Below are 20066 nucleotides of genomic sequence, written 5' to 3'. Positions count from 1 at the left end.
TGATAGATTTTATTTATCAAATGCACAAAATTTACCGTTAGATTTATCAGGCGTCAAGGTGCAGTATTTAACCATCTTGAAACATAGTTGTTACAAAATTGGATGAAATCGTGAACGCACAAACTAAAAAACACCCAGTAAAAACCTCTCTTTTTGCTTCAAAAGCACCACTAGAGTGGGCAATCGTTAATAACGGCACTCTATACACTGCGCAGATTCCAATCGATGAAACGGGCGCAGTAGTAGAAGGCGGTATTGAAGCGCAAACGCGTCAGACTTTTAACAACCTTGTTCATACCTTGGAGTGTGCAGGCGAATCGATGGATTCTGTGCTGCAGGTTCTGATTTACGTGACTGACCGTGAATACCTGAAAACGGTAAACAGCGTATACGGAGAATACTTCAACGCACCTTATCCAAATCGTGCAGCAGTCGTTGTTGCAGGGCTAGCTAGAGAAGAGATGTTGGTTGAGTTCGTGGTTTATGCATCGGCGTCTCAACCTGAATAAATGGACTGTGAACTGAGGCAATTTGCCAATCAAAGCTGTTTGTCTACGCAGATCTTTACTGATACAAGCGAATAGCTTTACGTTTAGATACAAAATTAATACTTATTCTCTATATAAATTAACAATTTATTAATTAATCCGATGGTTGCCAGACTCAACCGCAACCTAACGTTACAAGGACAGAATGATGACTCACTTACAGAATGTTCAAGCAGAAAACGCACTTTACATTGGCGGCGAATGGCAAGCGGGTGTAAGCACCGTAGCGAACATTAACCCATCAGATATTTCTGAAAATATTGGCAACTTTGCACAAGCAAGTGCTGAACAAGTTCAACAAGCGATTTCAGCGGCGAAACACGCTCAACCAGAGTGGGAAAAAACGCCGATTGAACGCAAGCAAGCGGTGCTTCAAGCGATTGGTGATGAGCTGATTGCCCGTTGTGATGAGCTGGGCACTTTGCTATCTCGTGAAGAAGGTAAGCCTTTTGCTGAAGGTCGCGGTGAGATTTACCGTGCAGGTCAGTTCTTCCAATACTTTGCGGCTGAAGTGCTTCGCCAAATTGGTGACAACGCAGATTCTGTACGCCCGGGTGTTTCTGTTGAAGTGACTCGCGAAGCGGTGGGCGTTATCGGCATTATCTCTCCTTGGAACTTCCCGACAGCAACAGCAGCTTGGAAAATTGCTCCAGCATTGGCTTTCGGTAACAGCGTTATTTGGAAACCAGCAAACCTAACACCAGCAAGTGCGGTCGCGCTTACAGAGATCATCCACCGCCAAGGTATCCCTGCAGGTACGTTTAACCTTGTACTGGGTAGCGGTTCAACAGTAGGTGATGCACTGATCAACTCTAAAGAAGTGAACGGTGTGAGCTTTACCGGTTCTGTTGATACGGGTCGTAAAGTGGCAGCGGCTACAGCGCCAAACTTCGTTCGATGCCAACTAGAAATGGGCAGTAAGAACGCACTTGTTATTGCTGACGATGCTGATATCCAAACTGCGGTTGATGCAACGATTGCAGGTTCTTTCTCTGGCGCAGGCCAAAAATGTACCGCGTCTTCTCGCCTTGTGGTTATGGATAGCATTCACGACCAATACGTTGAAGCACTGATTAAACGTATGAGCGAGCTGAAAGTGGGTCACGCACTGGAAGAGGGTGTGTTCATGGGCCCTGTCGTTGATGGCAACCAACTTGAAGCAAACCTAGGTTGGGTTGAGAAAGCACGTCAAAGCGGCGGTGAGCTGGCATTTGGTGGCGAACGCTTGAGTATGAAGCACGAAGGTTTCTACATGTCTCCAACGCTGTTCTTGAACACTAAGAACGATTGGGAAGTGAACCAAGAAGAAGTGTTCGCACCAATGGCAAGTGTGATTCGTGTCGCTGACCTAGAAGAAGCGATTGCGACAACCAACGACACTCGCTTCGGTCTAACAGGCGGCATCATTACTCAGAGCCTACGTACTAGCGCAATGTTCAAGCAACAAGCGCAGACCGGTTGTGTGATGGTCAACCTACCAACAGCAGGCACGGATTACCACGTACCGTTTGGTGGTCGTAAAGAGTCTAGCTTCGGTCCTCGTGAGCAAGGTCAATACGCGAAAGAGTTCTACACAGTGGTTAAGACGGCTTACCAACGTCCTTACTAATCCACTTTCTAAATAAGAATTGGATAGCTGAATTAACTTCCTAGCTATCCAGCTATCGAATTGGCCTGATTCACAGAGTCAGGCCAACATTCAAACCAAAGCAGCAAACGAACTTAGACAAGTGATTTAACCCATTTTTGAAAACATGTTATTTGAGCGTGTTTTCAAAACCGAGCTAGAACACTGAGCTTTCAATAGGAGTGGTTATGTACCAGCAACGGATTGTTATAGATGGATTGCAATACTGCAATTGGAACAGAGAATATTTCCAAACACTAAAGGCGAGCGGCATTACAGCAGTTCACGCTACCGCGGTTTACCACGAGACGGCTCGTGAAACCTTATCTCGCTTTGCAGAATGGAATTTAAGATTCGAGCAGAACGCAGACCTTATCATGCCGATTCACTCAATGGCTGATGTCGAGACTGCAAAAGCGACTGGCAAAGTCGGCATTTTCCTTGGTGCTCAAAACTGTTCTCCAATCGACGATGAGATCGGTCTTATCGAAGTGATGCGTAAGCAAGGTCTTTTGATCATGCAACTGACGTACAACAACCAGAGCTTATTGGCGACGGGTTGCTACGAGAAGAACGACACAGGTATTACTCGCTTTGGTAAACAAGCCATCGAAGAGATGAACCGAGTGGGCATGATCATAGATATGTCTCACAGTGCAGAGCGCTCAACACTTGAAGCTATCGACTTGTCTTCTCGTCCTATTTGTATCAGCCATGCGAACCCGACGTTTGCTCATGATGCACTACGAAATAAATCAAACGATGTAATTAAAGCTCTAACCGCACGCGGCGGCTTAATCGGATTCAGCTTGTACCCATTCCACCTACCAAACGGCAGCCAATGTACCTTGGAAGATTTCTGCCAGATGGTTGCGACTACGGCTGACATGGTCGGCGTAGAGCACCTCGGTATTGGCAGTGACCTATGCTTAAACCAACCTCAAGCCGTTCTTGAATGGATGAGAAATGGTCGTTGGTCTAAAGCAATGGACTACGGCGAAGGCTCTGCGAACAACTCAGGTTGGCCAGATGCGTTGCCTTGGTTCTGTGGTAGTGCGGGTATGGAAAACATATATAACGGATTGATGCGTCATGGTTTCAACGAGTCTGAAGCTGGGCAAGTCTTGGGAGAAAACTGGTTTAACTTCTTGAAAGATGGCCTAGAGCCTCAAACCAAGGGTTAACGGTTTCTCGCGAGCCATCATCGAATTAGCAGCCTTCTAACAAACGTTCAATAAGCAAGTGCTGCTTAAACCAATTTCACTATTCAAAAGGAACAACGGTCTATTTCGCAACGCGGTAACCCAAACATGGATTAGCCTGCCCAACACAAAAAACAATAGGGCAGGTGTTAAATACACCCTTGTAGTCATCATTCAAATGACAGCTGCAAAGAAACCTCTGGAGTCAGAGTATGTCTGATTTAACCAATAGCGTGAAATCTTCAAGCTTAAATGCGGGTCAAGCACACACAACAATTAATGCAAAAAGCAACACAAACGAGTCTGAGTCTACGTCAGACAAATTAGGCCTATCCAACCCAGCACTTTGGTACAGCGGCGGTTTTATCGCTCTGTTCGTGGCACTTGCTCTATTTGATGGCGAGCTGTTATCAAGCCTAGTAAATACGGGCTTTGCATGGTCTGTAAAAGTATTCGGTCCTTACTGGCAAATGCTTCTTCTTCTGACTTTTCTTATTGGTCTTGGCCTGGCGGCAGGGCGAACAGGCAAGGTTATCCTAGGCGGCATCGCTAAACCTGAAATGGACGGCTTCCGTTGGATGGCGATCATCTTCTGTACGCTACTGGCAGGTGGCGGTGTATTTTGGGCAGCAGCAGAGCCTATCGCTCACTACGTTAGCCCACCACCATTGTACGGCGCACAAGAAAACGCACAGCAAGGCGCGGTGAATGCTTTATCGCAATCCTTTATGCACTGGGGTTTTCTAGCATGGGCCATTGTCGGTAGCTTAACGTCTATTGTGGTGATGCACCTTCACTACGACAAAGGCTTACCGCTTAAACCTCGTATTTTGCTTTACCCAGTTTTAGGCGAGCGAGCATTGAAAGGTCACACCGGCGCATTGATTGATGCATGTTGTATTGTCGCAGTAGCGGCGGGCACCATTGGTCCTATCGGCTTCTTAGGCTTGCAAGTGAGCTACGCACTGAACGCACTGTTTGATATTCCTGATGGCTTCACGACGCAGCTTATCATCATCCTGTTCGCTATCGTTCTATACACATTGTCTGCATTAAGTGGTCTTAACCGCGGGATGCAAATGCTAAGCCGTTACAACGTAATTTTAGCAATGGCATTGATGGTCTACATTCTGATCTTCGGCCCAACAAACTTCATTTTCAATGGCTACATCCAAGGTGTAGGCAGCATGATAGATAACTTCATCCCAATGGCAACATACCGTGGTGACGAAGGTTGGTTGAGCTGGTGGACAGTATTCTTCTGGGGTTGGTTCTTAGGTTACGGCCCAATGATGGCAATCTTCATCGCACGTATTTCACGCGGCCGTAGTATTCGCCAATTGGTATCAACCATCAGTATTATTGCGCCGTTTGTAACATGTTTCTGGTTCACCATTGTAGGTGGTTCTGGTCTAGCGTTTGAAATTGCAGACCCAGGCAGCGTAAGTAAAGCGTTCGAAGGCTTTAATTTACCTGGCGCGCTACTGGCAGTAACTCAGCAACTACCAATGCCAATGCTTATCTCTATTCTGTTCTTGATCTTGACGACGATCTTCATCGTAACGACAGGTGACTCAATGACTTACACCATCAGTGTGGTAGTCAGTGGTGAGACAGAACCGAATGCAATTATTCGTACTTTCTGGGGTGTGATGATGGGGGTAACAGCATTGATTCTGATTTCCCTAGGTTCAGGCGGAATCTCCGCGTTGCAATCGTTCATTGTGATCACAGCGGTACCGGTGTCCATAATCTTACTGCCATCGCTTTGGAATGCACCTCAAATCGCAATCAAGATGGCGAAAGAGCAAGGTTTTTAAAGAACAGGTTTTTTTAAAGAGCAGATTTTGTAAAGAAAAGGGCTCTGTAAGACAAGAGCTCTGTAAAAAAGAAACTGATTGAATAAGAACAAATCAGCCTTCGAAAGAAGGCTGATGCAAAAATTCCGAAAGGAACAGCAAAACCGTACTGGTGAAGATACACCGGACGGCAAAGTATTTAGGTCAATCGATCTAGTCAGGACAAATAATAAGGGGCGAGCTCGCTTGCCCCACATAACGTGAAAGCTAACCAGCATACTGTAATAACGAATGCTTCAAATGACGGCAACGATCGGTTCTGAATGGCTAGCAAAATCCTATAACTATAAGGTGGTGAGCAAAATGGATGCACATCGTTCTACCTACACTGAATCAGCATTACGTGACGCAACGGTTGTCATGGCACCGGAAAGGCTAGGTGCGATGCACCAAACACGCATCAGCTTCGTGAGAACTCTGATTCGTAAAATGGCGCAGCAAGAGTGGAAAGTGACGAAACATGAGTGGCAATTAGACGCTCAAGGTTTTGGTCATGTTATCTATAAGCTAGCGACGCCAAACCATGTTTATCATTTGGTTGTTTTTTGCGACGAAATTGCAGATGACGAACGAAATGACCGTGTAATTGCTGAAAAGTGGGACGTAACGTTTGCGCTTGTTCTTGGTGATGTTGATGTCACCCTACTTGAAAGACTTCGTGCGAATGTACCGCTTCAAGAAGCCGGCCGTAATCCAAATAACGTACTTGTTTTAGCGCGTGCAAACAAAAGTGTACGTGTGTTTGAACACATCGTGAGTCACTTGGCGAAAGGTGTTCAACCAACGCCAAAAGAACTCGCTGAAGTAGGCTACATCCTACGAACCACTGCCGTTTATGGTAATGGCAAATTTGGCATTGCAGACTTTAAAATCTTAGAGAAAAATGAAGATTTTAATCAGTCATTTAGTGCGCAAATGTGTGCAGTTTATATGCTGCGTGAGTTCAGCCTAGATTGGGTTCATTACCTAGCCGAACAACAGGGCGGTGAACAAGCGATTACCTTGCATCGAGGATTACAACGTTACCTTGGTGTTGGTAATGCGACTGGTTTAGGTATGGCGCCATACCTGATTAACCACCCTAGTATTGTCGATCAGTGGATGACAACCCGTGAACATGCATTGGCGGACGTGTTGGCTAGTCAGACCGATACGGCGTTGTTCGAGCCACTACGTAGATACGTTAAAAAAGCGATTTGTCATTTAGAACAAGTTGTTACCATCAATGAAAACCAGCAAGAGTTGAACAAAACCGCTGTTGATGAGTTAAAACACGCAGAACAGTCACTAGAAGCTTCTGTAAACCATTGCGATACATGGGCGCAGTTAGTTGAACAATCTAAGCACATGAGTATGGAAGCCCAAGAAATCCTTATCTCATGCTTGATGGAATTGTACCCAGAATTAGTGGACGCCCATCAAGAGCATATGAATTGTAGCGAAACACTCTCGCTTCCTAGTGGCAAAAAGATCCAAGACCTATTGGTTGTGTTAGAAGAAAAGTACCGTTGGGCGATCACGACTGACTTTACGAAAGCAGAAAATAACTACTGGTTCTGGTATCGCTCTCAGGACAAAGAAGAGCCAAGGCTCGGTGTTCGAGGCGAGGAACTCGGCGAAGAGCGCGAACTGCCGTTGGATATCGGCCGTCAAGCTTACCGTCTGTACCATGCTTTATTGCAATTCGCGCCAGAGCTTTCATTGGCTGAATTCCTTGTTAAACAACCGCAGCATCGTGCCATTGCGCGCCGTGTGTGGACGCTAGGTAACAAGGCGATGGGCGACATTCAAATGAACGTGCTGCACCAAGACTCGCCACCAATGCATTTGCTGCGTTGTAAGCTAGCGATGTTTGGAGCGACTAAGTTTGATCCTCGCTCAGACCGTTGGGTACGAGTGACGTTTTTCCAAGGTGCACCGTTGCTTGATGAAATTCATCAGGACGAATGGGTGTTCCCAATCTTACCAAGTGAAGCGGAGATCGCTGACTCAAATAGAGTTCCTACACATATCAACGCTCAACATGGAGGTAAATCGTTATGATCGTTTCTCACAATGAACTGGTAGCGGCCGTTAATAAAGCCTTTCTGGGTATGCGTCGTACATGTGGTGAAGCCGATGTGATAGCGAACATGGTGGCAGATTTACAAATGGTTGGCTTGGATGGTGTTCGTCATTTTAACAATGCGAGCAACTTTATGGGGCTAGAAGACGATTGCCCTGTAGACATCCAAGTGACAAGCGACAACACAGTTGAAGTGGACCTGCACAAGGCGAGCTTAGCGTGTCATCTTCCTGTGGTGATGGATTACGCCATTGAAAAAATGGTCGGTAAAAAGACGCTGAAAATCGAGCTAAACAACTGCCATAACCGTTGGTTAGCGTACAGTGAGCTTGTAAAACTCGCAGCGAAAGGCATCGCGTGTACTGCACGTTGGGACAATGGCTCAAACCCTAAGAGCACCTTGTATGTGCTTAACCGTGGTTGCGTTGCACCAGAACTGTTTTTATCAGATTCGCCACTGACATCGGACGATCATATCCACAATATGACCATCGAGCTTTCCGTCCAGGATTTCGATATCGAACGTTTGTCAGATGGCTACCAAACACACATTGAATCGGAAGCGCTTTTTAAAACTCAAGAGAAGGCGTGGAACGAGGGCATTGAAGTTGACGATGGAGAGTGGGGCGCGTTGAAAGAAACGGCGACGGCTATCCTTGTTGAAAACAGCCAACGTTCAATTCAAGGTGCAGGTGAGCTCGAGGCTTCTTAGCTTTGTTTTATAGAGCTATAAGTTACAGAAGCTCAGTTTATAGATCTTTGGCTTATAGAAACTAAACCTATAAAGCCTGAGCTTGTTCAACCTAAAAACCTCATTTACAACAGATAAAACCAAAGAGCTTAACGTATCCTCACCTCGTTAAGCTCTTTTTATTTGTGTCCCACTTTTGTTCTTCTTCTCAATAGATCACATCTTAAACTCTCTGTTTTGACACAAGTTGTTACGCGTATAAAGCTAATTTGGCGATTTAATGAAGTACCTTCACATTCAGGTTCAACAAACGGTTTCATTTACAAGCTAGTATGCGTATCTTGCTAACTACGGTGCCAAAGGGTGCCATTTTTATTCGTACCAATGACTTTAGAATCAGATAAAAAGGAATGAAGCGTGCAAGCTAACTTTATTGATGGAACCACCCTGTACCGTCAGCACTCTTTCGAGTTGCCACTTGATTATCAAGCCAAAGATGGACAACAGATCCAAGTCTTCGCACGTGAGCTGGTTGATCTCGCTAAAGATGAGCAAGAGCTGCCGTGGTTGATCTACTTTCAAGGCGGCCCAGGTTTTCCTTCTCCACGGGTGAGTGGTCAATCGGGTTGGCTAAAGCGTGCATTACAAAACTACCGTGTTCTGCTTCTAGACCAACGTGGTACTGGCAACAGCACGGTTATCAGCCATGAAACTTTGGCGCATTTGTCTCCAGAACAACAAGTCGAATACTTAACGCATTTCAGAGCGGATAACATCGTTCGTGACGCTGAAGCGATTCGTGAACAGTTTGGTATTAAGCAATGGTCGACGATTGGTCAAAGCTTTGGTGGCTTCTGTACACTGAGCTATTTGTCACTGTTCCCACAGAGCTTGCAGCGTTGTTATGTGACGGGCGGCATTCCTTCTATTGAACGAGAAGCTGACGATGTTTATCGTGCGACTTACAAGCGTGTAGAAGACAAAAACAGAGCTTTCTTTGCTCAGTTCCCACAAGCACAAGCTATGTGTCGCGAGATCTCTGATTACCTGCTCAACAACGATGTGAGACTGCCAAACGGTCAGGTGTTCACAGTTGAACAGTTCCAGCTAATAGGTATTAATCTTGGTGGCGGCGAAGCAAACTTTCCAATGTATTTCACACTGGAGAGTGCGTTTGTTGAAGTGAACGGTAACAGACAGCTGAGCTACAGCTTCCTAAATCAAATGCAGCAAGAGCAGGGTTACTTAACTAACCCAATTTACGCAATCTTGCATGAATCGATTTACTGTCAAGGTACAGCGTCTAACTGGTCTGCACATCGTGTTCGTGAGCAGTACCCACACTTCAACTACCAATCGGGCAGTGAGTTCTGGTTTACTGGTGAAATGGTGTACCCATGGATGTTCGACCAACTTGAAACGCTGAAGCCACTGCGTGAAGCCGCGAACATGTTGGCTGAAAAGTCGGACTGGGGCACTTTGTACAACGCAGAGCAGTTGAGCAAGAATACAGTGCCAATGGCGTGTGCCGTTTACGCCGATGACATGTACGTTGAGTTGGATTACAGCCGTGAAACATTGGCGAACATTCCTAACTCGAAAGCGTGGATCACCAATGAATATGAACACAATGGCTTGCGAGTAGACGGCGAAAGGATTGTCGATAAATTGATGACGATGGTTGAAGCGTTAGAAAATCTGCCAAAGTAATCAAGCTATTTGCACTAGAAACAAGATGCGTTAGAAGCTTTCTACTTTAGAAACTATCTACGTTAGAAATACGATACGCCAGAAACAAGAAAACGCTGCACCCATGCAGCGTTTTTTTATGTCATCGAACTATTCGATTTAAGGAACTAGGAGGGGTAGCCCTTGAAGCCATTAAGGTTGGATGACGATATCTTGATTTTCAGTGGTCGATAAGCTGGCGCGGTTCTGTTCGATAAGCTGAGCCGCATAAGAGGGAGTTACAGCTTGAATTTCGCCTTTTGAACGAATCGTTAATGCTTCCCACGCATGATCACGGTATTTGCCTGTTTGTGTATATTCAATAAGTACTCTCATGATTCTTCCATCCGATGTGTGGTTAACGTGCTACTAACATTAGCGCCATTATTGTGGTTACACACCTGTTAAAAATGGAACATAAGATTAACCAAATGAGAATGCGTGTAACTTGAAAAACAGACCTAACTGCACTTATCTTCTTAACCGCGTTTATCGCAACTAACCGTATTTATCGCAACTAACAGCATTTATCGTAACCAACCTTACTTATCGTAAATAGCGTCCATAAAAAAACGCTGCACAATGGCAGCGTTAAAGTTGAGATAGGTTAAAGGTTGCTTAGCTGTTTTCTAAGCCAACAATCTTGCGTGCAGACATCACTGCACTATCCAAATCGGTCAATCTACCAGCACTTGCTGGACCAAGAACTGATGAATACAAAGCCAACTGCTTCTCAAATGATAAATCTAATTGGTTATATAGATTTTGGCGGATTTGAGCGTGTTGCTGTGGCTTTGCGCTCGATAGGCCTTCCAACGTATCGTAGATGAGTGTAGTTGTATCCATAACTGTCCTTAGTACATCTTTAGAAAATTTTGCATATTATGCACTTGGTGTCATCTTTGTTCTGCGAGATTGATCGCATTATGTGCAGCTCTGCTTAATTGTGTAATCAGTTAGTTACAATTGTGTTGTACGGCAAAGTATCGAAAACTTGGGTTTGGGCAAAAGAAAGGAGACACAGTGGTCTCCTTTTGGCTTGTTAGGCAAACATAAAAGTTACGTGCTGTTCGCTGCTTGTTGGGCCAATCGGCTACGCACAGCTACAGCGCCTATCGTATGTTAATGTTCTTATCTCGATTTTCGTACATTTCAGGTGTGGTGTGTAATCCACCTGCATAGCCTGCTGCTTCAAGTGTTTCTCTTACCTCTCGAACATGCTCAGCCGTGACCGGTTCATTTCTGTCGCCAAGGTTTAAACGCACAAACGTGATTAACTCAGCTAAGCGTTGATCCGACAGTACATCCTCAAAACTTGCCATTGGCATGAAATTTCTGTCTTTGTCGAGATAGGTGGGTTGCAAGCCGCGCACCGTTACCGCAATGGTATTGAATGGGTCGCTGTGCATGATAATACCGTTGTTCAACAGAGTAGGGGCGATTGGATCGCGACCTTTACCATCGTCACCATGACAGGCCCCACAGGTTTGACGATACGTGGTGTAGATTTCACTGGCATACGCAGCTTCATCAAACCCTTTAGGCTGTAACTGAACGGCATCACTGGCAATGGTGTTGTTGATGTCCCCACTGAGTAGGTAATAGGACATCGACTCAATATCTTCACGCGTCATCAAGCTTAGGCTGTTTTTCACTACATCAGCCATACCCGCAAAAGCGGTGCCTTTGTCTGAATGTCCTGTGTGTAAAAAGTCTGTGAGTGTTGCTTCATCCCAACCATCGATATAGAGCTCATTGGCTGTAATATCAGGCGCGTTCCAACCGTCGATCAAGTTACCTTGGAAAATACGTTCTGGTATCAGTGCTTGGGCAATATTTCGAGGTGTATGGCACTCCGAACAGTGACCAAGTCCTGCGACCCAATATTTGCCTTGTTGCCACTTATCGACATTCTCAATTTCTCCTTTGAGTTCCTCTGGCACTTCATAATCAATAGGGTCGGTATCCATGAATACGATGTTCCAGCCAAGCAAACCTAAGCGAATATTGGATGGAAACATCATGCTGTTGTCATCATTGCGTCGCGGCACGGCGGTGATTGACTGCATGTATTCCCATAAATCCACCATGTCTTGGTCGGTGAGGTATTGATAGGAGGTGTAAGGCATTGCAGGGTACAGGTAACCATTCTTGCCTTTACCTGCGACTAACGCCGCTCGGAAATCATCGAAGTCATAAGTCCCAATACCTTCGGTAGTGTGTGGCGTTATGTTGGTTGAATACACGGTGCCGAAGGGGGTGACAAAGGGTAGGCCGCCAGCAAAGGGTTCGCCACCTTCTGCACTATGACAAGCCACACAGTCACCGGCATAAGCGAGATATTCTCCGCGCTCAACAGATGATGCTTTCAAACTCGCGAGCCGTTGTTGCTCTACGTCACCAGCGTGTCGGATATAAGCCCCAAGCGCGAGTATCTCGTTCTCACTGAGCTGCTCATCAAACGCAGGCATTAGGTTGTTCAAACCGTAATTGATGGTGTGCTGAATCTCTTCAATACTCCCTCCGTGAAGCCAGATATCATCGGAAAGATCAGGTACGCCAATCGCTGGGTTAGCGACAGCACCATCGGCATGACAAGACGAACAGTATTGGACGAACAAGGTTTTACCGAGCTCGACTTTAATCTCCGGCACATCGGTATGACGTTGGTTGAGGGAGGCTAGATAGTAGGAGACTTTTGCCACCTCGTCTGGGCGCATGATTTCACTCCAACCCGGCATCGCTCCATTTCGCCCTTTGGCAATCGAATGGATCACAGTTTCATCACTGCCGCCGTATAACCATTCTTGGTCGATAAGATTAGGGAAGTGTTTCTGACCTTGTGCATTATCTCGGTGACAAGCGGCACAGTGAGTTTGGAATAGAATCCTACCGCTGTTCACGATCTCTGGGACAGCAGCTAATCCCTCTAACGTGGTTTCGCTGGTTTGTGCAAATTGCTCATTGAGAGTGGTGGATGGTGAACTGAGCTTATCGTCGCTTTGTTCCCAATCGACTAAGCCTTCCCATTCTCCAAGCCCGGGGTAGAGCACCAAATAACCCGCAGACAAAAGAAATGCCACTGCATAACTGATAAATAACAGCTTAGGTGGAGGCGCATCTTTCTCTTCAATACCATCAAAGGTGCCAATGGTGTGGTCGTGATCGGCCTTGTGATTGCTACGCCAGTATTTAACGACAACAGACACCATCAGAACAAAGAATATTAAGGTTAAGAGTACCGCCCATAGATTCCAGAATGTGCTCATTGTGATACCTCCTGTGACGTATCTTTACCCAGGCTTTGTAAATAGCGAATCAGAGCTTCACCTTTGGTTTTGCCTCTTACTTGCAAACGGGCATCACCAATTTCTTGATCGGTATAAGGCACACCTAAGGTACGTAACACTTCCATTTTGGCGCTAATATCATCGCCAGTCAGAGTCTGCTCAAATAGCCACGGGTAAGAGGGCATGATCGAGGTCGGTACGACTTTTCGAGGGTCAATTAAGTGAATAGCATGCCATTGGTCAGAATACTTTCTACCTAAGTTAGTGAGGTCAGGACCAGTACGTTTAGAGCCCCACAAGTTAGGAAACTCATAGATATCGTCTGCTTCTTGGTTCGGGCGACCATTACGCTTCACTTCTGGCTCTAGAGGGCGAACCATTTGTGTGTGACAAACATGGCAGCCTTCACTGATGTATATGTCTCGGCCTGCTAACTCAATCGGTGTGAGAGGCATCGCTAAGCTGCCTTTGGCAATATCATCGCCACGGACAATGCTTGGCACTACCCAGACCAATAAAGAGAAGGAGGCCACGACAACAGTGGTCAAAATTAAAATGACGATTGAATGTGTAAAGTCTTTACTCATCATTTAAGCTCCTTCATTAACAGTGTGTTTAGCATCATGAGTTACGGGCATACGAACCGTTTTGTACAAGTTGAAAGCCATTAAGAACAATCCAAGTACAAACAGCGCGCCACCAAAGAAACGCATGAATAACCAAGGTGCTTTAAAATCCATAGCCTCTACAAAGCTGTAAATCAGTTCGCCATTTTCATTTTGAGCGAGCCACATATAGCCTTCACCGATGCCTGCGATCCAAAGTGCTATCGCATAGATGGCGACGCCAGCATGAGCGAGCCAAAAGTGCCATTTAATCAGTCGTCGTGACCAAAGATCGGTTTGGCCCCACAAGCGTGGAATGAAGTAGTAAAAAACCGCTATCCCTGACATTCCAACCCATCCTAGAGCCGCGGAATGTACGTGTCCTATGATCCATTCGGTGTTGTGTGCCACCATGTTGAACCAGCGAATAGCGAGTAGCGGGCCTTCGAATGTCGCCAAGCAGTAGTAAAGAATCGCTGAGAAAAAGAATAAAAGAATGTAGTCGGACTTCAGCTTTTCTTTGTTTTGTAGGAGGGTCATTGCGCTATTGAACGCACCTGCCCAAGAAGGGAGCCAAAGGATCAATGACATCACGATGCCGATGTTCTGAATCCAGATAGGAACGGAAGAGTAAACCAAATGGTGCGTTCCGGCCCACGTGTAAAAGCCGACCAAGCCCCAGAAATGGATCACAGACAAACGGTACGAGTAGATAGGTCGATCCGCCGCTTTGGGTATGAAATAGTAGTTCATACCAATCACACCAGCGGTCAGCAAGAAACCGACGGCATTATGTCCCCACCACCATTGAACAATCGCATCTTGAGCGCCTGCAAACACAGAGTAGGACTTCATCGCCAACACAGGCATCGCGAGGTTGTTCACGATGAAAATCATTGCAACGACGATAATGAATGCAGCAAAGAACCAGTTAGCCACAAAGATATGGCTGACCTTTCGTTTAGCAAGGGTGCCAAAGAACAACACCGCGTACAGCACCCAAACCAACACAATCATCAAGTCGATTGGCCATTCAAGCTCCGCATACTCTTTTGAGGTAGTGTGGCCTGCGGGTAAGGAAATGACCGCAAGTAACAGGATGAATTGCCAGACCCAAAATACCATCCATGAAAGGCTTTTGTTGAACAAGTCACAATGGCCTGTTCGCTGGGCAATGTACAAAGACGTCCCCATCAAGATATTCACGACGAAGCCGTAAATTACTCCAGAGGTATGTAGCGGACGCAGTCGACCAAATTGGAAATACTGAGAATCAAAGTTTAAGACTGGCCAATATAATTGCGCGGCGAGAATCACGCCGATGATCATACCTACAATCGCCCACACTAAGGATGCAATGATGAAGTACTTCACGACCTTAATGCTGTATTGCGTTGTCACTTGTTCCATAACAAGGCTCCTTGCCTAGAGGTTTTGAATCGCTGACTTAATTTGAATCGCTGAGCGAGCCTGCTTCGTTGCCGAGCACAGAATAGAAATAGGAAATGTCACGGATGTCTTGGTCTGAGAGCGTGTCGGCTTGTTGTTGCATGAGAATCGCTAAGCCACTGGTTCTTTCTCGAGTCTGGTAATCTTTCAATGAAGAGATGAGATAACCCACTTTTTGACCGCGAAGGTTCGGGTAGGGATCTTGTGTTGAGATGCCATCAGCGCCATGACAGGTCATACACACTTTGGCTTTTTGTTTACCTAATTCGAATTGTTCTTGATTAACTTCAGCAGAAACAGGAAACATGACCAGCGTCATTACTAGGGTAGAAAGTGTCGCCATGGGGTTAAATTTTTTTTTATTCAAACTCATTCTCGATTCCCTTGATTATGAAATGAGTAAGCTTTCTAAGGTCAATACACGAGATCAATTGGTGGAGAAGAAACGACTGGAACTCGTTATTAGGTCTCTTAAAGCTGCTTACGTTCGATTAAAGGTTATGCAGCAACCAGCATTCTCGCTACTTACTTACTCATATTTATTGTTAATTTTGTTGTTTGATACGTATTCATAAGGCTGATTGGTTTACTTACGCAGAGTAAAATACGAGTTTTTCTTACTAACCAGTCGAGAAGAAATACGTCAAGCGGGTAGGGAGCGCTGAACGAGAGCGGTGATGGAAGAGACAGAGAAACGGCGAAGTTATTGAAAAACAGCGAGGTGTAGGAGCATTCGGAATAAAGTGATACCAATCAATCTGAGTGGTATCGGTACAAGTTAAATGGTCAATTTATACTAGACTCAATTTAGTGACCTTTTAAATGGAGTTTAGAATGAGAACTGTATTCTTGTTGATGCTTTGGCTTTGCTCGTTTTCGATTTTTGCAGCCTCAGAGTTAACGGTTTTCGACCACTCCGGGCAAAAGCATGGTTTTAGTAGAGAGCAACTCCTGTCACTTCCTCAAAAAGAAATTACTACCACCTTGCCTTGGGTCGAGGGTCTGACCGTTTATAGTGGTGTGACGTTACAAACGGTGCTTGAAAATATGGATCTACCGATATCATCACAAGTCACTTTCGTAGCATTGAATGACTATAAAATTGCGGTGCCCAAAGAAGATTTTGATACCTATGAACCCATCATTGCGATTAAAAAGAATGGGGAGTTTATGTCTGTGAGAGAGAAAGGCCCGTTTTGGTTGATTTACCCAATCTCTGCGAACCCTGAAACCAATACCCCTGATTTCCATGCCAAGATGATTTGGCAGATTCGTGATATTCACCTGTAGAGGCTAATTATGAAGAAGCTGTTGTCTATGGCCGCAATCAAAGTCGTTGTTTTGTCTTTGGCCGTGGTTGTTCTATCCGTCAATATCTACAGTGTCACTCGAATTAATGACATCAACAAGAGCTTTTCTAACCGCCAAAATGAGGCCACTTGGTTTGTTTTTCAACTCGTCAAAGAGTATGCAAACTTCTTGATGGTTAGCCATGCAAAGATGATTGATTATGATGAACTTTGGTTGGCATATGACATTACTTGGAGTCGTTTTGATATTCTGATCAACAGCACTGAATCGTCCAATTTTATTCGCTCAGCAAACTTTAAACCGTACTTTACCGCAGAGTTTGAAAAGTTTAAGTCGTTAGAATCCTCAATTAAGTTGGTGAATCAAGGCGCTTTGCCTAAGGAATCACTGCAGAAGAAAATTGATATTTGTTACAACACGCTGGTCGAATTTATTAACGAAAAGTTTCGACTTCAAAGCCCGGTTATTGAAGAAAACACCACAATGGTCGACAAGTTGGTGATGATGCATCAGATAAGCAGCGTATTTCTGGTGTTGCTACTGCTTGTGACAGGAGCGATTTTTTACGTCGACTTTGCAATCAAACGAAAACTTCATTCTACCGACTTCATTACTGGCTTTCGCAATCGAGTCTCGCTCATGCAGTTTGTTAAGAACAGCTATCCAACAAACGGTAATTTCGACCTTTACTTTGTAAGAATCAGAAACCTTAGTGAGATAAACCAAAAGTATGGACTTGAATATGGAGACTTGGTGGTGAGTTCAGCTGCTAAGTCCCTGACGGCAAAGGTACCGGAAAGTACTATCTCGTTTCGTAGTAGTGGCAGTCAGTTTCTATTCTTCATTCCTGAGCACTTGTACACAAGTGATGAGATCCAGGAAAAATTCAATGACGTGCTCAAGGATTATATTTCAGCGGGCAATTTAGAATTGATGATTGACGCTGTAGTAAGACATAAGAAGAACATCAGCTCTAAAGATATGATGGAGCTACTAACGACGATGCAGAGTTAATCCCCGCATCAGCGATAAGTTAGATCATTAGGTTTTGTTGACTGTACGCTCACCATTCTCCCGCTTCACTATCATGGCTTTTGCCATTCTTTATTTGCCTCCTCATTCAATGTGCAGCCAATAGAGAGCTCCTGCTCTGATGAAGATAGTTCTACTACTAGTTATAGCTATAGTGGCTTTCCGCGCTTGAATAGGAAGAGAGGCTTTGAGGTTGAGGTTTAGGTTTAGGTTTAGGTTTAAGGTTACTGCTTTTGAGTGAGTGCAACGATTCGCTCGTTAGATCTCGAACTGCTAACAGACTGCGGGTTTAAAATTGCTTGCGGGTTATGGTTTCGAACAAACTCGATGAATTCCAGATAAGTGAGTGGCTGACTGAAGAAGTAGCCTTGTATTAGGTTACAGTTGGCTTTTCTGAGGTAATGATACTGTTCTATCGACTCAACACCTTCTCCGACGACTAGCGTGTCACAAGAGTGGCCTAAGTTAACCATAGATTCGACCATCTTGCGGTCGGCCTTGTCGTCTACCATGTTATCGATAAAGCTCTTATCAATTTTGAGCTCATCCACAGGGTAGTGGAGAAGTTGGTTAAACGCTGTGTAGCCCGTACCAAAATCGTCAAGGGAGACCTTTAAACCTAAGCTTCTGAGGCTCTCGATAGTCTGCACCGTAAGCTTGGTACTTTTCACGTAACTGGTCTCGGTAATCTCTATAATAATGTTGCCAGGTGGCACTTGATAACGTTCGAGTACTTTACGGATGTTGTCGGCAAAATTACGGTTGTAGAGCTCCATCGCCGAGATATTAATTGACAGAGTGCCCTTGTATTTATGAAGTTCTGAAAGCTCTTTATAGCTTTTGATCGCGGTGCCAATGACCCACATGTCGAGCCTGGCAATAAGGTTACTCTTTTCTGCAACTGGGATAAATTCTTCTGGTCCCGCATCGATATCGAATAAGGCTGGGCAACGAATCAGGCACTCCGCGCCATCTATCTGAAGTGTCTTGGCGTTAAAAATAGGCATAAAGCGAAGTTCAAAGTTGTCACTTTCGCAGCACTCTAAGAGTCTTTTCTCTACAACGTCATGGCGTTCCAAGGTATGTAACAACTCTTCGCCATAAACAATACGACTTTCGCCATCACTATGAGACTTCGCATTAGCTAACATTTCATCGATGCATCGGTGCCAAATCTCATCGAACTTTGGCGTGTCGAGCGGTAAAACACCTGTTGCGAGTGATAATCGAAACCCATAGTAGTCAAGGAAGGTGGTGCCGGTCAGCGTATTGTTGATGTTCTCAATTTCTTCGTTTATCACTTGGTTCTTACCCATCTCCAAGATCGCGATAAACTGATTCCCTCCCAGTCTGGCTAAAGAGTAATCACTGCAACTAAAGCCCAAAGAGGCTTGTTGGTTTTGTAGTGTCTCTTTCAGTGCTTTAGCTAAGCTTATCAGTACATTATCACCAACTTTTGCCCCGTAGAGATCGTTAATTTTACGAAAATCGATGATGTCCCAACAAACCACATAGCAGTGTGGGCTCATCGAGCTTTTTAGTCGTACATCAAGGTGTCTGATGAAAGAGCGTCGGTTAGCTAGCTTGGTGAGTTGGTCGAATTCGGCTTCGAACTTCAACTCTGTTAATGAGTCTATGTACGCGTTCTTTAAACCATCAATTTCACTTTGCCCCGATGAACGCTTGAAATACCTAAGCTTGAGCCCGCCGATCGATATCTCTTGCAGTAAGTCTTTAAGCGGGCGCACAAGTTGGTAACGCACCACTAAATGCACGATCAACATGATCGTAAAGAGAGTGCCAAAGCCACCTAACAAGGTTTGTTTAGCGATGATGGCTTTCTCATGGTTGAACTTTTGTTCTCGAATATTTACTTGCGCGATGAGATTTCGGCTGGTCATCTGCACATTGATATTATCTTGGGTTTGCTCAATTGATTTGATAACGAATTGGGTATTTTCGATGTTGGCAGCGTCAGAGGATGGCTCGATTAAGAACTGAATATTGTCATCGTCATTGTATTTGATTAATAAGCTAGAGAGTTGCATCAGAGGCCCGTCAGCAATCAAGATGTAGCGATTTAAACTGTTACTTGCACGTTTATCTTGAGGAAGGAGGTAAGGGTCAATTGCCGCAACATACGAATATCTGAGCTCGCCACTAATCGAGATATAAGAGAAGCCTTCGTAGGAGAGTTCCTTCTTGCTGATTAACGAGGTGTATATGTCGAAGACTCTTTCATAAATCTTGTCAGGGATTTTTAGCCCCTCGAAAGGATCGGCTCTGAGAGTCGAAAGCGTTAATTTGAACTTAGGGTCCACGATATAAACATTGCGTTGCCCAAATTGATTGACGTGATTCTGGCTTAATACTCGGAGTACTCGTTTTTCCAATAGCGATAGAGTCGTGTAGTCGCCAGGATTTTGAATGTAGCGGAGGAACTGCAACGAAGAACCGATATCTTTAACTAGTAAGGACAAGCCGAGCTGCTCGTATTCCGCCGCGACTAAAGCGGTGTTCACATCAGATTGCACCTTGTCCAAATACATGTGCTTAGCATGATTTGATGCGAAGTTGTACATCACGATTCCTGCTATCAGGAGCACAAATGTCAGCGTTGGTAAAAGTACAAAATAGAGCTTCTTCAATACTGGCATGA

16 protein-coding genes are annotated in these 20066 nt (G+C 45.0%); 9 read left to right on the top strand and 7 right to left on the bottom strand.

Translation table 11 applies throughout. From position 1 onward, the window contains the following. The first annotated feature begins 110 nt into the window (after window positions 1-110). The 7 genes from AB4133_RS10660 (at window position 111) to AB4133_RS10630 (ending at window position 9702) form a co-directional block, all read left to right on the top strand. Complete coding sequence (locus AB4133_RS10660; protein ID WP_017060835.1) at window positions 111-509, top strand: RidA family protein; 399 nt, start codon at window positions 111-113, stop codon at window positions 507-509. Between the two features lie 187 nt (window positions 510-696). Next, window positions 697-2157, top strand: a complete 1461-nt coding sequence (locus tag AB4133_RS10655; protein ID WP_017060834.1) for an aldehyde dehydrogenase family protein — start codon at window positions 697-699, stop codon at window positions 2155-2157. Between the two features lie 206 nt (window positions 2158-2363). Beyond that, window positions 2364-3359, top strand: a complete 996-nt coding sequence (locus AB4133_RS10650; protein ID WP_136974448.1) for a membrane dipeptidase — start codon at window positions 2364-2366, stop codon at window positions 3357-3359. 230 nt (window positions 3360-3589) lie between these two features. Beyond that, on the top strand, window positions 3590-5197 hold the full coding sequence (locus AB4133_RS10645) for a BCCT family transporter (RefSeq protein ID WP_372224407.1): 1608 nt from the start codon (window positions 3590-3592) through the stop codon (window positions 5195-5197). A gap of 279 nt (window positions 5198-5476) precedes the next feature. Then, window positions 5477-7279, top strand: a complete 1803-nt coding sequence (locus tag AB4133_RS10640; RefSeq protein WP_372224406.1) for a hypothetical protein — start codon at window positions 5477-5479, stop codon at window positions 7277-7279. Continuing rightward, entirely contained in the window at window positions 7276-8013 is a 738-nt protein-coding gene (locus AB4133_RS10635) for a DUF3726 domain-containing protein (RefSeq protein WP_017066505.1), read from the top strand. The genes AB4133_RS10640 and AB4133_RS10635 overlap by 4 nt, the downstream gene beginning before the upstream one ends. Before the next feature lie 396 nt (window positions 8014-8409). After that, window positions 8410-9702 carry an alpha/beta fold hydrolase gene (locus AB4133_RS10630; RefSeq protein ID WP_372224404.1) on the top strand — a complete coding sequence of 431 codons (1293 nt, stop codon included), beginning with the start codon at window positions 8410-8412 and terminating at the stop codon, window positions 9700-9702. Window positions 9703-9873: 171 nt separating this feature from the next. Here AB4133_RS10630 and AB4133_RS10625 read toward each other — a convergent pair whose 3' ends face one another. From AB4133_RS10625 to AB4133_RS10600, 6 genes are all read right to left on the bottom strand, one after another. Then, on the bottom strand, window positions 9874-10056 hold the full coding sequence (locus tag AB4133_RS10625) for a hypothetical protein (RefSeq protein WP_004730424.1): 183 nt from the start codon (window positions 10054-10056) through the stop codon (window positions 9874-9876). 282 nt (window positions 10057-10338) lie between these two features. After that, window positions 10339-10566, bottom strand: a complete 228-nt coding sequence (locus AB4133_RS10620; protein WP_004730426.1) for a PAS factor family protein — start codon at window positions 10564-10566, stop codon at window positions 10339-10341. Between the two features lie 266 nt (window positions 10567-10832). After that, window positions 10833-12989, bottom strand: a complete 2157-nt coding sequence (locus AB4133_RS10615) for a c-type cytochrome (protein WP_372224402.1) — start codon at window positions 12987-12989, stop codon at window positions 10833-10835. After that, window positions 12986-13600 carry a cbb3-type cytochrome c oxidase subunit II gene (locus tag AB4133_RS10610; RefSeq protein WP_017064719.1) on the bottom strand — a complete coding sequence of 205 codons (615 nt, stop codon included), beginning with the start codon at window positions 13598-13600 and terminating at the stop codon, window positions 12986-12988. The genes AB4133_RS10615 and AB4133_RS10610 overlap by 4 nt, the downstream gene beginning before the upstream one ends. Next, a complete protein-coding gene (gene ccoN / locus AB4133_RS10605) occupies window positions 13601-15025 on the bottom strand; it encodes a cytochrome-c oxidase, cbb3-type subunit I (RefSeq protein ID WP_372224400.1) in 1425 nt (474 codons plus the stop codon). It lies immediately after the preceding gene. A gap of 37 nt (window positions 15026-15062) precedes the next feature. Continuing rightward, window positions 15063-15437, bottom strand: a complete 375-nt coding sequence (locus AB4133_RS10600; RefSeq protein ID WP_372155575.1) for a cytochrome c — start codon at window positions 15435-15437, stop codon at window positions 15063-15065. Window positions 15438-15898: 461 nt separating this feature from the next. Here AB4133_RS10600 and AB4133_RS10595 point away from each other — a divergent pair, with 461 nt between their 5' ends. Next, window positions 15899-16354: a hypothetical protein gene (locus AB4133_RS10595; protein ID WP_017069847.1), complete on the top strand. Its 456-nt coding sequence runs from the start codon at window positions 15899-15901 to the stop codon at window positions 16352-16354. A gap of 9 nt (window positions 16355-16363) precedes the next feature. Then, window positions 16364-17389, top strand: a complete 1026-nt coding sequence (locus AB4133_RS10590; protein ID WP_372224397.1) for a GGDEF domain-containing protein — start codon at window positions 16364-16366, stop codon at window positions 17387-17389. Between the two features lie 242 nt (window positions 17390-17631). Here the strand turns inward: AB4133_RS10590 and AB4133_RS10585 are convergent, their stop codons facing one another. Next, window positions 17632-20064 carry a putative bifunctional diguanylate cyclase/phosphodiesterase gene (locus tag AB4133_RS10585; protein ID WP_372224395.1) on the bottom strand — a complete coding sequence of 811 codons (2433 nt, stop codon included), beginning with the start codon at window positions 20062-20064 and terminating at the stop codon, window positions 17632-17634. Between the last annotated feature and the right edge of the window lie 2 nt (window positions 20065-20066).

The organism is Vibrio sp. 10N.286.52.F8, assembly GCF_041468745.1.
GTDB lineage: Bacteria > Pseudomonadota > Gammaproteobacteria > Enterobacterales > Vibrionaceae > Vibrio > Vibrio crassostreae_C.
Note: the sequence above shows the minus strand (reverse complement) of the source record. Positions and strands in the feature narration are given on the sequence as shown.